Raw genomic sequence first — 13,960 nt, 5'->3', positions numbered from 1 at the left:
GCCACCGTACTCGGCCGTGGCGACAACACGCTCACCAGCACAAAACTCACCAGCGCCACGCTCAGGCTGTAGTAGATCGGGGTGTTGGCGTCCAGGCCGTCCTTGAGCATGAAGAACAGCGCGGTCAAGAAGCCCAGCGACATGCTGGTGATCGCCCCGGCAGTGGTGGCGCGTTTCCAGTAGATGGCGCCGATCAGCGGGATCAGCATGCCGCCCACCAGCAGGTTGTAGGCCAGGGTCAGGGCGCTGATGACGTCGCTGACCACCAGGGCGATCACCAGGACCACCGCCCCCATCAGCAGGGTCGCGATGCGGTTCTCGTGGACGTCGCCACTGCCGCTCTCACGGCCCTGGCGCAGGCGGGGCAGCAAGTCCTGGACCACCGTGGTGGACGCGGCGAGCAGGCCCGCTGCGGCGGTGGACATCAAGGCCGCCAGGGCCGCGGCGATCACCAGGCCGCGAATGCCGTTGGGGAGGCTGGTCTGCACCACGCTGGCGAAGGCGTTGTTGACGTTCTCCAGGTCCGGCAGCAACACCTTGGCCGCCATGCCGATCAACGCCCCGGCCAGGCCATACAGCACGCAGTACAGGCCGGCGGCGGTGCCGGCCACTTTGGCTACGCCTTCGCTGCGGGCGGTGAACACGCGCTGCCAGATGTCCTGGCCGATGAAGATGCCGAAGAAGTAGATCAGGAAGTAGGTGAGGATGGTGTCCCAGCCAATCGCGGTGAAGTCGAAGTAGCTGGTTGGCAGTTTAGCCACCATGGCATCCCAGCCGCCCGCGTCACTGATGGACATCGGCATCAGCAGGAACACCAGGCCGACGGTCATGATCAGGAATTGCACGATGTCGGTGAGGGTCAGCGACCACATGCCGCCGATGGTGGAATACAGCACCACCACGCCACCGCCCACCAGGATCGACACCCAGAACGGCAAACCGAACAACACCTGCATCACGGTGCCGATGGCAATGGTCGAGGTGGCGCCGATCATCAGTGCGTAAACCAGCATGATCAGCGCACTGGCCTGGCGCGCCGCCGGGTTGTAGCGGCGTTCCAGCACTTGGGTCACGGTGTAGATCTTGAGCTTGAGCAACGGCTTGGCGAGGAACAGGCTCAGGCCGACGATGCCCAGGCCGATGGCGCCGCACAGCCAGAACCCGGAAATGCCGTAGACGTAGCCCAGGCGCACGGTGCCGATGGTGGATGCGCCGCCCAGGACGGTGGCGGCCATGGTGCCTAGGTAAAAGCCCGGGCCGAGGTTGCGCCCGGCCACCAGGTAGTCGTCACGGGTCTTGGCGCGGCGCATGCCGTACCAGCCGAGGGCGATCATGCCGGCGGCATAGATGAGAACGACGATTAAGTCCAAAGCCATGGTGGCGTGTCTCCGATTGTTTTTTTTATAGGAAGTCGGGGTGATGTCGGGTGACGCTTTTGTGGCGAGGGAACTTGCTCCCGCTCGGTTGCGAAGCAATCGCTATTTCGGGAGCGCTCCGCACTGGAGCGCCAGCCCGGTCCAGCGGGAGCAAGCTCCCTCGCCACAAAAGCTCCCGGCCTCAGGTGTTGCATTTACAGCCAGGTGATGCGTTCACCTCGGGTCAGGCGGTCTGCCCGAGCTGCGGTTTATCGATGGACGCCGAATCGTTCCTACGCGGATCATCCGGCCCATACACCGCCGCCGGCTCTGGGAACAACCCAAGCAGCACCAGGTACACCACCGAGGCCAGGCCCAGGGTCACCGGCAGGCTGATGTCGATCCCGCCGGCCAATTCCCCCAGCGGCCCGACGAACTGCCCCGGTAGGTTGACGAAGCACAACCCCACCAGCGCACTGGGGATCCACGCCCCCAGGCCGCGCCAGTTCCAGCCGTGGCTGAACCAGTAGCGCCCGCCGGTTTCACCGCGGGTGAACACTTGCAGGTCATCCGGGCAGTAGAAGCCGCGGCGCACCAGCAGGCCGATGATCATGATCACCATCCACGGTGTGGTGCAGGTGATGATCAGCACGGCGAATGTGGATACGCTCTGCACCAGGTTCGCCGCGAAGCGCCCGATGAAGATAAAGGCAATCGACAGCACGCCGATCAGCAGCGTGGCCTTGACCCGCGACAGCACCCGTGGGAACACGCTGGACATGTCCAGCCCGGTGCCATACAGCGACGTGGTGCCGGTGGACATGCCGCCGATCACCGCGATCAGGCACACCGGCAGGAAGAACCACCCCGGCGAAACCGCCAGCAGCCCGCCCACGTAATTGTTGGCCGCAATGTAGTCCGGCGCCTTGATCGCCACGATGGTGGCGGTGGCGAGGCCGAACAGGAACGGGATCAATGTCGCCAGTTGTGCCGCGATCACGGCCAGCATGATGCGGCGCTTGGGCGTGTCGCGGGGGATGTAGCGCGACCAGTCGCCCAGGAACGCTCCGAAGGAAATCGGGTTGCTCATGGCTACCAGCGCCGCGCCGATGAAGGCCGCGTAGAAGCCCGGCTGGCCGAGGCTGACCGTGCCGGCGAACTGGCTGTCGAAGGTCGGTGCGAAGGCGAAAATGCCCAGCAGGAACAGCAGGCTGGCGGTCCACACGGCAATGCGGTTGACCCACAGCATGAAGCGGAAGCCGTAGATGCACACCGTCAACACCAGCAGGGCGAACAGGCCGTAGGCCAGGCCCAGGCTCAGGTCGGTTTCCGGCACGCCGACCAGCCGCTTGGCGCCGCCGATCAACGCATCGCCCGAGCTCCACACCGACAGCGAGAAAAACGCGATGGCGGTCAGCAAGGAGAGGAACGAGCCGACGATGCGCCCGTGCACGCCGAAGTGCGCACCGGAAGACACCGCGTTGTTGGTGCCGTTGAGCGGGCCGAACAGGCCCATCGGCGCGAGAATGATCGAACCCACCAACACCCCCAGCACAATCGCCCAGACCCCGGCCTGGAACGACAAGCCGAACAGTACCGGGAAACTGCCGAGCACGGCGGTGGCGAAGGTATTGGCGCCGCCGAAGATCAGGCGAAACAGGTCGCCCGGGCCGGCAGTGCGTTCGTGGTCCGGGATCTGTTCGACCCCGTTGGTTTCAATGTGCGTAAGGCTTTTATCGTTATTGTTATGCATGATCTGCTCCGATCATCGAGGCGCATTCATCGGGTGTGGATGTCGCCTGTTGCTAAGGGGATGGCAGCCCTTCCGGCATTGCGGACAAGTGTTCGTGACAGGCCAGCCACAGGCCTTGTTGTTCTTGGCGAAACACAATGGTTTCGCGCTCCTGGCTAAAGTGAAGCTCCCCTTGCATGCGCAGCTCGGTGGCCACGTCATGGATGAAAATCGCCACGTCCCCTTGCAGGCTGACGAAGGCGTTGCTCGAGGTGCAGTTGAGCACTTCGAAGCCATCCTCGGACCTCCAGCGATCCCACAACGCCTGGTAGGCATCGCGTGACAGCAGGGGCTGTTCAAGGGTGTGGAACACGAAACTCGCATCGGCCGTGAACGCACCGAAGTAGGCGTCGCGGTCATTGCGGGCGAAGGCCGACACCAGCTCGGCGGCGGCCTTGAGGATTTGATCTCGATCGTTCATGGCCGCACCTCAGCGATGAACCACGCCGGGCAGTACGCAGAGCATCTCGTACAGCAGGTTGGCGCCCAGCAGCGAGGTGTTGCCGGTGGTGTCGTACGGCGGCGAGACTTCTACCAGATCGCAACCGACCAGGTCGAGGCCCTGGCAGCCCCGGACGATTTCGATCGCCTGGATGGTGGTCAGGCCGCCGATTTCCGGGGTACCGGTGCCGGGCGCCCAGGCCGGGTCGATGCCGTCGATGTCGAAGCTCAGGTACACCGGGCCGCCGCCGACTTTCTCGCGCACTTCGGCCATCAGTGGAGCGAGGGATTTGTGCCAGCACTCTTCGGCCTGGACCACACGAAAGCCCTGGTTGCGGCTCCAGTTGAAATCGTCGGCGGTGTAGCCCTGGGCCCGCAGGCCGATCTGCACGACGCGGTCGCAATCGAGCAGGCCTTCCTCCACGGCGCGGCGGAAGGTGGTGCCATGGGCGATCTTCTCGCCGAACATGTGGTCGTTCACATCGGCGTGGGCGTCGATGTGCACCAGGCCGACCTTACCGTGTTTCTTATGGATCGCCCGCAGGATCGGCAGGGTGATGGTGTGATCGCCCCCCAGGGTCAGGGGGATGACGTTGTGTTCGAGGATCTTGTGGTACGACTCTTCGATGATCCGCACCGCGTCCAGCAGGTTGAAGGTGTTGATCGGCACATCACCGATGTCCGCCACCGACAATGAGTCGAACGGCGCGGCGCCGGTGGCCATGTTGTAGGGGCGGATCATCACCGATTCGGCGCGGATCTCGCGAGGGCCGAAACGGGTGCCGGCGCGCAGGGAGGTGCCGATGTCCAGCGGTACGCCGATGAAGGCCGCGTCCAGGCCGGCAGCGGTCTGCAAATGGGGGAGTCGCATCATGGTGGCGATGCCGCCGAAGCGCGGCATTTCGTTGCCGCCCAGTGGTTGGTGAAGAATCTTGTCCACAGGTAGGGCCTCATCGTTGTTTTACTTATCAGGGACCGATTCTGCGAAAAGCCGTTGCCGTGAAGAATCGCTGGCGGCAAATACTTAGTTCAGATTTTTCTAAACTAATGGCGGGCGGGGCGATAGACTCGCGACTGATCTGTTGAGGTTAAATGGTGGGTGCAAGCCTGTGGGAGCAAGGCTTGCCCGCGATGAAGTTCATGCGGTTTCCCCTGGAACCGAAGCGCCTGCATCGCGAGCAAGCTCTGCTCCCACAGATAAATCCCCTCGCCACAAATGTGCAGTGACCCGCCTGTATGGAGACATCTCAATGGCCAACGCTCTACCCGACCTGAAACTGCTGCGCATTTTTGTCAGCGTGGTCCGGCACCAGGGGTTCGCCAATGCCCAGCACGAGCTCAACCTGTCCACGTCGGCCATCAGCACCTACATGAGCCAGCTGGAATCGGCCCTGGGCCTGGTGCTGTGTCATCGCGGCCGGGGCGGGTTCAGCCTGACCAGCAAGGGCGAGCTGTTCCATCAGGAAACCCTGCGCCTGTTGGGCGAGCTCGAAGGGTTCGAGCAGTACGCCGCCGCGCTCAAGGGGGAACTGCGCGGTACGCTGAACCTGGGGGTGATCGACTCCACCGTCAGCGACAAGGCCTTGCCGTTCGCCGAGGCCATCGGTGCCTACAGCCAGGAACATCCGGCGGTGCATTTGCATCTGTCGGTCATGAGCCCTTACGAGCTGCAACTCGGCGTGCAGGACAATCGCCTGGACCTGGCCATCGGTGCGTTTTCCACGCGCATGAGCGGGCTGGTCTACATGCCGCTGTACCGTGAGCAGCACTGGTTGTATTGCAGCAACCGTCACCCGTTGTTCAACGAGCGGCGCATTCCCGAGCAGGTCATCACCCAACAGCGCATGGTCGGGCGCGGTTACTGGAGCCAGGCCGAACTGGCGCGCCACGGCTTCAAGCACAGCGCGGCGACGGTGGAGAGCATGGAGGCGCAGTTGATCCTGGTGCTGTCCGGTGCCTACGTCGGCTACCTGCCTGAGCACTACGCCCAGGCCTGGGTCGACAAGGGTGACTTGCGGGTGTTGCTGCCAGCGACCTTCGGCTATCAGGCGCCGTTTTCGATGATCGTGCGCCGTGGTCGCAGCCGCGAGCCGCTGATCCAGACCTTCCGTGATTTGCTCAAAGCTCAACTGAACCAGGCCTGACCATGTCCAGAATCCAATGCCCGCGTTGCCACAGGCCACAAAGCCATTGCCTGTGCCCGCTGATCCCCAGCCTCGACAGCCGCACCCGCGTCTTGCTGTTGCAGCATCCCAGTGAAGTGAACCACGCCTTGAATACCGCCCGGCTGGCGGCGTTGGGACTCAATAATGCCGAGTTGATCGTGGGTGAGGTGTTCGAGGATTTGCCCCGGCTGCTGAACCCACCGGGTTATCAGGCGCGGTTGTTGTTTCCTGGCGACGAGGCGCTACCGTTGCAGACCTGCGCCCCGTCCGATGAGCCGATCTTGCTGGTCGTCCCGGATGGCACCTGGCGCAAGGCGCGCAAGCTGCTGCACCTCAACCCGTTGCTGGCGGCACTGCCGAGAGTGACCCTGGCCGAAGGCGCTGTGTCCCGTTACCGCTTGCGCAAGGCGCCCGGACCGGGGGCGTTGTCGACGGTGGAGGCGATAGTCCAGGCGTTGCAGGTCCTGGAAGCGCCGGCGAGTTTCGAGGCGTTGTTGAGGCCGTTCGAGGCCTTGATCGAGGGGCAGATTGCGGCGATGGGGGAGCAGACGTTTCGTCGTAATCATGCTGAAAAATAGGCGGTGTGGCTGCCGGCCTCATCGCGAGCAAGCTCGCTCCCACAGTGGATTTATGCGCGCTGGAGCCCCCCCTGTGGGAGCGAGCTTGCTCGCGATAGCGATCGACCAGGCACCGAAGATCCCTGCCAAAGTCTACCGCTCGCGCATCGCCTCGGTTCGCGCCTTCAATACCGGCTTGAGCAGGTAATCCAGGACACTTTTCTCCCCGGTGATGATATCCACCGTCGCCACCATTCCCGGAATGATCAGCAACGGCTTGGCATCCCCGCCCAAGTGGTTTTTGTCGGTGCGCACCTGAATCAGGTAGAAGCTGTTGCCCTTGTCATCGGTGATGGTGTCGGCGCCGATCAGTTCGAGCCTGGCGCTCAGCCCGCCATAGATCGTGTAGTCGTAGGCGCTGAACTTGACCATGGCTTTCTGGCCCGGGTGCAGGAACGCCACGTCCTGGGGGCGGACCTTGGCTTCGATCAGCAGGTTGTCTTCCAGGGGCACGATTTCCACCATGTCGTTGCCCGGCTGCACCACGCCGCCGATGGTGTTGACCTTCAGTTGCTTGATCACCCCATGCACCGGCGAGACCACCGTCGTGCGGGTCACGCGGTCGTCGATGGCGATGCTCGAGGCGGTGATTTTCGACAGTTCGGTACGTTTCTCGTTGAGGTCCTTGGCCGCCTCGGAGCGGAAGGTCTGTTCCGATTCGTCGATCTTGCTCTTGATCTCGTTGATCGCCGATTCGGCCCGGGGAATCGCCAGGGTGGTGGCGTTGAGCGAACCGCGGATTTCCACCGCGCTGCGTTTGAGCCGCAGGATTTCCACCGGCGACACCGCCCCGGTGCGCACCAGCGGCGCGGACATGTTCATTTCTTCCTGCAGCAAGGCCAGGGCGGAGCTGAACTGGCCTTGCTTGGAGCGAAACTCCGCCAGCTCCTGGGTCTTCTGCCGCAGCTGTTCGGTCAGGGTCCGTTGTTCGCTGGCCAGGCGCCGCTGGCGCTGTTCGTACAGCGAACGCTCGTCCTCGGCCACTTGCGGGGCCTTGGCGATCACCTCATCTGAAAGCTTGAAGGGCCGGCCCTCGGCCTCGGCCGACAGGCGTTCGACCTGGGCGGTCAAGGCATAGCGGTCGGCTTCGCTTTCGCCCTTGTTCGATTGATATCGCGTGTCGTCCAGGCGCAGCAGGGTGTCGCCCTTGTTCACCATCTGGCCTTCGCGCACGAATATCTCGGTGACGATGCCGCCCTCCAGGTTCTGGATCACCTGGATCTTGCTCGACGGAATCGCCTTGCCTTCGCCGGTGGTGACTTCCTGCAAGACCGCCAACTTCGCCCAGACCAGCCCGGTGATGATCAACCCGGCGGCCAGCCACACGGTAACGCGCGAGCGCCGGGGCGAATCCTGCAGCGTGGCGCCGGCGGTTTCCGGCATGAACTCGCTTTCGGCGCTTTTGCTGAAACTGCCGAAGTAGCTTCGGGCGGTTGAATCCGGTGTTTGGGCAGACATGGGCGGTACCCGTCAGTTGAGTGAAATAAGCCGAACACATACCCGTGGCTTGAGAGGGTTATCTGTGGGAGCAAGGCTTGCCCGCGATGAAGCTAATGCGGTCTCACTGGAACCGAGGCGCCTGTATCGCGGGCAAGCCTTGCTCCCACAGGTGCTGTGCTGACAGTTAGAGCGGCTTAAACCGCCGCAGAGCCTACCCGTCCCTTGCGCAAGGCATCGATGACCGCTTCCTTCGGCCCATCCGCCACGATCCGGCCGTTATCCAGCACCACCAACCGGTCCACCAAGCTCAGCATCGAGGTGCGGTGAGTGACCAGCAGCACCGTCTTGCCCTGTACATGGGGGTGAAGCTTCTGCCGCAGGACGTCTTCGCTGGTGTTGTCCATGGCGCTGGTGGGTTCGTCCAGCAGCAGGATCGGCGGGTCGAGCAACAAGGCCCGGGCCAGCAGCACGGCTTGGCGTTGGCCGCCGGACAGCAGTTGCCCGCGCTCGCCCACCGGGCGGTCGAAACCTTGGGGATGCTGGCGCGCCAGTTCGGTGACACCGGTCAGTTCCGCCACTTCCAGCATGCGCGCATCGCTGATGTAGCGCGCGCCCAGGGTGAGATTGTCCCGCAGGCTTCCGGCCAATAGCGGCAGGTCATGGGCGACGTAGCCGATCTGTTGGCGCAGGTCGGCGACGTCCAGTTGCCGCAGATCCAGGCCGTCTAGCAGTAACTGGCCTTCCTCCGGTGCATAGAAACCCATCACCAGGCGTGCCAGGGTGCTCTTGCCCGAGCCACTGCGGCCAATGATCCCGACCCGTTCGCCGGGCTTGAGGCTGAAACTGATATTGGTCAGCGCCGGGGCGCTCTGGCCGTTGTAGTGGAACGTCACGCCGCTGACGTCCAGAGCACCCTGCAATTGGGTACGGTCCAGGGGCCGCTGCTTGGCGTCTCGCTCCTGGGGCAACGCCATCAAGGCATCGGTGCTGCGCATGGTGAGCTGGGCTTGCTGGTAGCGGGTGATCAGCCCGGCGATCTGCCCGAGCGGGGCGAGCACCCGGCTGCCGAGCATGTAGGTCGCCACCAGCGCGCCGACGCTGAGGTTGCCGGCAATGATGCTGTAGACCCCGGCGACGATGGTCGCCATGCCGGCCAGTTGTTGCAGGAACAACGTGCCATTGGTCGCCAGTGCCGAGAGGTTGCGTGCGTGGCTGTCCAGGCGGGTGAGGGCGCCGTGGGTGCTTTCCCATTGATGCTGGCGCTCGCTTTCGGCGCTGCAGGCCTTGAGGGTTTCCAGGCCACCGAGGGTTTCGATCAGCAGGGCCTGGCGCTGGGCGCCGAGGGCCAGGCTTTTTTGCACGGTGTCGCGCAGGCGCACCTGGATGATCATGGCGAAGATGATGGTGATCGGAAACGCGATCACGGGAATCACCACCAGCCAGCCGCCCAGCAGGCCGATCACGACGAGCATCAGCAGGGCGAAGGGCAGGTCGATCAGGCTGGTGAGCGTCACCGCCGTGAGGAATTCGCGCAGGCCCTGGAAGTCGTGGATGCTCTGGGCGAAGCCGCCGATGGTCACCGGCTTGGCCTTCATCGCCATGCCGGTGATGCGTTCGAACAGGGTGGCGGACAGAATCACGTCGGTTTTCTTGCCGGCAGTGTCCAGCAGATGGGCGCGCACCACCCGCAGCACCAGTTCGAAGCCGGTGCCGATCAACAGCCCCACGGCCAGCACCCACAAGGTGGACGTGGCCTGGTTCGGCACCACGCGGTCGTAGGTCTGCATGACGAACAGCGGCACCATCAGCCCCAGCAGGTTGATCAGGAAACTCGCCAGGATCGCGTCGCTGTACAGCCAGCGCGACAGTTTCAAGGTGTCGCGAAACCACGCCTCGACCCGGGGTACCAGGGGCGAGCGCAGGTCTTCGAGTTCATGGCGCGGCCGGGCGAATAGCGCCTGGCCGCTGTAATCGGTGGTCAGTTCCTCGCGGCTGACCCACTGCTCGCCGCCATCGGCTTCGCTGGGCAGGATCAGCGCCTTGCCATCCTCGCCCCAGCGCCGCAATACCGCGCAGCGCCCCCCCGCCAGAATCAGCATCACCGGCAGGTTCAGGGGGGAGATGTCCGCCAGCTCACGACGCAACAACCGCGCCTGCAAGCTCGCCCGGGCCGCTGCGCGGGGCAGCAGGTCCAGGCTCAAGCGTTGGTGCGCCATAGGGAGCCCGGCGCTGAGGCTGGCGCGGCTGACCGTCGCGCCATGGAGTTTGCAGAGGATCAACAGGCCGTCCAGCAAGGGATCATCGAAGTTCAGGCGCGGATCGGCGCCGGGGGTGGTGGGTTCCATGCTGGTCACAGTGTTCGCTCCCATTTTTTCGGAGGGGGCTACTTCAGTTCCGGCAGCCGTGCCTGATTCTTGACTTCGGTCTGCGCGACCGCATCGGCCGGCAGCACGATCCGTTGTTTGTGCAACAGCAGGCCCATGTTCGCCAGCACCCGGTACATCGAGTACTCCTCGGTGTAACGCACCTCGGTGTAGCGACGGTTGGCGTTGTACAACTCGTTTTCGCTGTCGAGCAGGTCGAGCAGGGTGCGCTGGCCGAGACCGAACTGATCCTGGTACGCGGCCCGCACACGGGCGGTGGTGTCGGCGTATTCGCGGGCGGTGGGGGTCTGTTTGCGGGCGTTGAGCATCGCGTTCCAGGCCAGGCGGGTGTCTTCGTTGAGCTGGCGCAGGGCGTTGTTGCGGATGTCCATGGCCTGGTTGATCTGGTGGGCGTTGGACGCCAGCCGCGCCTTGTCGCTGCCCCCGCGGAACAGGTTGTAGTTCATCACCACGCCCACACGCCAGTTGTTGTCGTGGCCTTCTTCGCCGCCGAGGTTGTTGTTGGCGCCCACCGCCGCTTCGGCATCGAAGCGCGGGTAGAACGGCGACTTCGCCACTTCATATTGGCTCTCGGCGGACTGTATGTCGGCCTGGGCCGATTTCAGGTACGGGTTGTTATCCACCATGCTTTGCTGGGCTTCGCGCAGGTCGGCGGGGATTTCGCCTTTGGTCGAGGGCGGCGCCTCCAGCTCATCGGGCATGCGCCCGACCACGCTGTAGAAGTTCGCCTCGGCGTCCGCCAGGTCCACCTGGGCGGTGTCGTAATTGTTTTCCGCCAGGGCCCGACGGGCATTGGACTGGTCGGAGTCGGCCGTACTGCCCACCCCACGCTCGGTGCGCAGGCCGATCTGGTCGTTGACCCGCAGGTGTGCCTGCAGGTTGTTCTTGGCCAGGGTCACCAGCTCGCGCCGCTTGAGTACTTCCAGGTAGACCTCGATGGTACGCAGCGCCAGATCCTGGGCGGTGCCCTGGGCGTAATAGGCCCGGGAATTGACCACGCCCTGGGTGCGCTGCACTTCATTGGCGGTGTTGAACCCGTCGAAGATCATCTGCCGCAGGCGCAGCTCCGATTGGGTGTAGGTCAGGATATTGGTGTGGTGGTTGCCCAGGGCACGGGTGTTGGTGTTGTCGCTGTAGCCCCGGCCGTAACCGGCATTGAGATCCACCGATGGGAAAAAGCCCCCTCTGGCGACCTTGACGTCTTCATTGGCCGACAGACGGCTGTCCACCCGTTGTGCCAGTTCCGGGTGAGTCGCGATGGTGCTCTGGATCGCCTCGGTCAACGACATGGCCTGCGCCTGAGAAGAGCAGGCCATGGCCAGCAAAACCGCGCTGCAGAGGGGGGTTAGAACGCGCATGGGGTGCATCTCCTGAGGTCTGTAGTGCTTCGCTTGTCGCCAAAATATTGACGTATTTAAGATCAAAACCGTTTCAACCTTGTAACAACACAGCTAAGAACATCCTGAGCAAAACCTAAGAAGAATTTCTCATAAGGATTATTCCGAAAAAAACTTATGTGCTTGAAAAAAACCGGCACATTGTTCAAAGCGAAAGCCTTTGAATCTGCGGGTTCTGACGGCTTTTAGGCGTCAATAAAAGTTTCATGCAGATTTTTAAGCGACGTGAAGAAGTGCCGAAAGGGCGATGTGAGAAGCGGTTTTTGGTGACGGTTTTTTGTCGTTTAGGCGAATTGCCAGCACCTTCTGCTTTCGCGAAAGCTGGCAGATTTTCCAGCTTTTGGGGTCGCCAAACCTGAGGACGAATTCTTCACCCAGACAGGTGCCGATTGCGGTCGGCAACGGAGGAAATGCACATGGCAGCGCTCATCGGTATCGTCAGCAAAGTGGTCGGGCAAGTTTTCGCAGAAGCGGCCGGTGGCCTGCGGCGGCCTTTGGTCGAAGGCGATCGGCTCTATGCCGGCGAACACCTGGTCACCGGTGCCGAAGGGGCCGTGGCTGTGCATCTGCAGAACGGCCAGTCGTTGACCCTGGGCCGCGAAAGCAACCTGACCCTGACCCCGCAGCTGCTGGCCAACCATGCGCCTCATGTCGACACGCCCGACACGACGACGCCGAGCGACGCGCAACTGACCGACGTGCAAAAGCTGCAGCAAGCCATCGCCGCCGGTGCCGACCCGACCCAGACCGGTGAAGCCACGGCCGCCGGACCCGAAGGTGGCAACCCGGGTGGTGTAGGCGGTGGGCACAGTTTTGTGCTGTTGGAAGAAGTCGGCGGGGAGGTCGATCCGCTGATCGGTTTCCCGACGGCCGGGTTCAACGGGATTCCCGAGTTTCCACAGCTACGCTTGGCCGGTGACCCGGATAACACCGGCGACGATGCAACCCCGCCGGTAACTCCTGAGACGCCGGACAACCCCGTGACCCTCGACGGGGTCAATGTCGAGGGCGGCGAACTGACCACCAACGAGGCCAATCTGGCCGATGGTTCGGCCAGCAATCCGGGGGCGCTGGTGCAAAATGGCACCTTCACGGTATCCGCGCCTGACGGGCTGAGCAGCCTGAGCATCGGCGGCATCAACGTGATCAGTGGTGGCGTGCCCGCGGGCTTTCCTCAAACCATTACGTCGGCGCTGGGCAACACGTTGACCATCACGGGCTATGACCCCACCACGGGGGTGGTCAGTTACACCTACACCCTGACAGACAATGAAACCCATCCTGCCGGCGGTGGTGCCAACAACATTACCGAGCAGTTCCCCGTGGTGGCCGTCGACACCGACGGCGACACGGCCACCGGCACCCTGGACGTCAACATCACCGATGACGTGCCCCAGGCGATCGACGACAGCCACGCGAACACCGCGTCGGAAACCCTGGTTACCCTTACCGGCAACGTATTACCCAACGACCACCAGGGCGCCGACCGGATCCCCACCGGCCCCGACAGCGGGCCGATCATTGGCGGGACGTTCACCGGCACCTACGGCACCCTGGTGCTCAACCCCAACGGCACGTACACCTACACCCTGAACACCAGCGACCCGCAATTCGTCGCGTTGCATGGCGGGGGCAGCGGTACCGAGACGTTCACCTACACCCTGACCGATGCCGATGGCGACACCAGCACCGCGAACCTGGTGCTGCAAGTACACAACAACGACGATCCGGTGATCATCACCGGCCTCGACACTGAAGGTGGCGAGCTGTCGTTGCAGGAAAAAAACCTCAGCGACGGCAGCAGCCCGGACGCATCGGCCCTGACCCAAAGCGGCACGTTCACCGTGACCGCGCTGGACGGCGTGCAGACCCTCAGCGTGGGCGGTATCAACGTCGTCACCGGCGGCGTGGCGGCGGGTTTCCCACAATCGATTACCACTGCGCTGGGCAACACCCTGACCATCACTGGCTACAACGCCAGCACCGGTGTGGTCAGCTACAGCTACACGCTGCTGGACAACGAAGCCCATCCCAACGCCAACGGCGCCAACAGCGTTAGCGAACAGTTCGCCGTAGTCGCCACCGACGATAACGGCACCACAGCCAACGGCAACCTGGACGTAAACATCGTCGATGACCTGCCTAAAGCCGTGGACGACAGCAACGCCAGCACGGCTTCGGAAACCCACCTGACCCTGACCGGCAGCGTTCTGACCAACGACACCCAAGGTGCGGATCACGTGGCGTCCGGCCCAATCACGCCCGGCACTTTTACTGGCACCTACGGCACCCTGGTGCTCAACGCCGACGGTTCCTACACCTACACCCTCAACACCGCTGACGCCGATTTCAAAGGTTTGCACGGCGGC

Annotated in this window: 10 protein-coding genes; 3 read left to right on the top strand and 7 right to left on the bottom strand. The window is 63.3% G+C overall.

Going from position 1 to position 13,960, the window contains the following annotated elements; all coding sequences use genetic code 11:
- The 4 genes from J4E53_RS26285 to speB form a co-directional block, all read right to left on the bottom strand.
- The coding region (locus J4E53_RS26285) for a sodium:solute symporter (RefSeq protein ID WP_207268216.1) at positions 1–1,376 on the bottom strand (1,376 nt) is incomplete at its 3' end.
- Positions 1,377–1,599: 223 nt separating this feature from the next.
- The gene (locus tag J4E53_RS26280) at positions 1,600–3,111 is read right to left on the bottom strand and encodes a cytosine permease (RefSeq protein ID WP_177431742.1); all 1,512 of its coding nucleotides are present in this window, start codon (positions 3,109–3,111) and stop codon (positions 1,600–1,602) included.
- Between the two features lie 49 nt (positions 3,112–3,160).
- Positions 3,161–3,568 (bottom strand): nuclear transport factor 2 family protein, encoded by a 408-nt coding sequence (locus J4E53_RS26275; protein WP_103310824.1) that lies wholly within the window; start codon positions 3,566–3,568, stop codon positions 3,161–3,163.
- A gap of 9 nt (positions 3,569–3,577) precedes the next feature.
- The gene (speB, locus tag J4E53_RS26270; protein ID WP_103310825.1) at positions 3,578–4,528 is read right to left on the bottom strand and encodes an agmatinase; all 951 of its coding nucleotides are present in this window, start codon (positions 4,526–4,528) and stop codon (positions 3,578–3,580) included.
- 310 nt (positions 4,529–4,838) lie between these two features.
- Between speB and J4E53_RS26265 the strand changes: the two genes are divergently transcribed.
- Both J4E53_RS26265 and J4E53_RS26260 read left to right on the top strand, forming a co-directional pair.
- Positions 4,839–5,732 (top strand): LysR family transcriptional regulator, encoded by an 894-nt coding sequence (locus J4E53_RS26265; protein ID WP_003184133.1) that lies wholly within the window; start codon positions 4,839–4,841, stop codon positions 5,730–5,732.
- A gap of 2 nt (positions 5,733–5,734) precedes the next feature.
- The gene (locus J4E53_RS26260; protein WP_103310827.1) at positions 5,735–6,331 is read left to right on the top strand and encodes a tRNA-uridine aminocarboxypropyltransferase; all 597 of its coding nucleotides are present in this window, start codon (positions 5,735–5,737) and stop codon (positions 6,329–6,331) included.
- 132 nt (positions 6,332–6,463) lie between these two features.
- Here the strand turns inward: J4E53_RS26260 and J4E53_RS26255 are convergent, their stop codons facing one another.
- From J4E53_RS26255 to J4E53_RS26245, 3 genes are all read right to left on the bottom strand, one after another.
- Entirely contained in the window at positions 6,464–7,828 is a 1,365-nt protein-coding gene (locus tag J4E53_RS26255; protein ID WP_103310828.1) for an HlyD family type I secretion periplasmic adaptor subunit, read from the bottom strand.
- A 176-nt stretch (positions 7,829–8,004) separates the two neighbouring features.
- Complete coding sequence (locus J4E53_RS26250) at positions 8,005–10,164, bottom strand: type I secretion system permease/ATPase (protein WP_060738686.1); 2,160 nt, start codon at positions 10,162–10,164, stop codon at positions 8,005–8,007.
- A 29-nt stretch (positions 10,165–10,193) separates the two neighbouring features.
- The gene (locus J4E53_RS26245; protein WP_072412345.1) at positions 10,194–11,552 is read right to left on the bottom strand and encodes a TolC family outer membrane protein; all 1,359 of its coding nucleotides are present in this window, start codon (positions 11,550–11,552) and stop codon (positions 10,194–10,196) included.
- Positions 11,553–12,007: 455 nt separating this feature from the next.
- Between J4E53_RS26245 and J4E53_RS26240 the strand changes: the two genes are divergently transcribed.
- Positions 12,008–13,960, top strand: a 1,953-nt coding sequence (locus tag J4E53_RS26240; protein WP_207268215.1) for a retention module-containing protein, incomplete at its 3' end; no start/stop codon positions are given.

Source organism: Pseudomonas sp. FW305-28 (assembly GCF_017351395.1).
GTDB lineage: Bacteria > Pseudomonadota > Gammaproteobacteria > Pseudomonadales > Pseudomonadaceae > Aquipseudomonas > Aquipseudomonas fluorescens_AA.
Note: the sequence above shows the minus strand (reverse complement) of the source record. Positions and strands in the feature narration are given on the sequence as shown.

Excerpts from the sequence above, each read along its gene's own strand:
- J4E53_RS26260 (WP_103310827.1), top strand. The coding sequence starts at position 5,735 with ATGTCCAGAATCCAATGCCCGCGTTGCCACAGGCCACAAAGCCATTGC.
- J4E53_RS26275 (WP_103310824.1), bottom strand. The coding sequence starts at position 3,568 with ATGAACGATCGAGATCAAATCCTCAAGGCCGCCGCCGAGCTGGTGTCG.
- J4E53_RS26245 (WP_072412345.1), bottom strand. The coding sequence starts at position 11,552 with ATGCGCGTTCTAACCCCCCTCTGCAGCGCGGTTTTGCTGGCCATGGCC.
- J4E53_RS26255 (WP_103310828.1), bottom strand. The coding sequence starts at position 7,828 with ATGTCTGCCCAAACACCGGATTCAACCGCCCGAAGCTACTTCGGCAGT.
- J4E53_RS26265 (WP_003184133.1), top strand. The coding sequence starts at position 4,839 with ATGGCCAACGCTCTACCCGACCTGAAACTGCTGCGCATTTTTGTCAGC.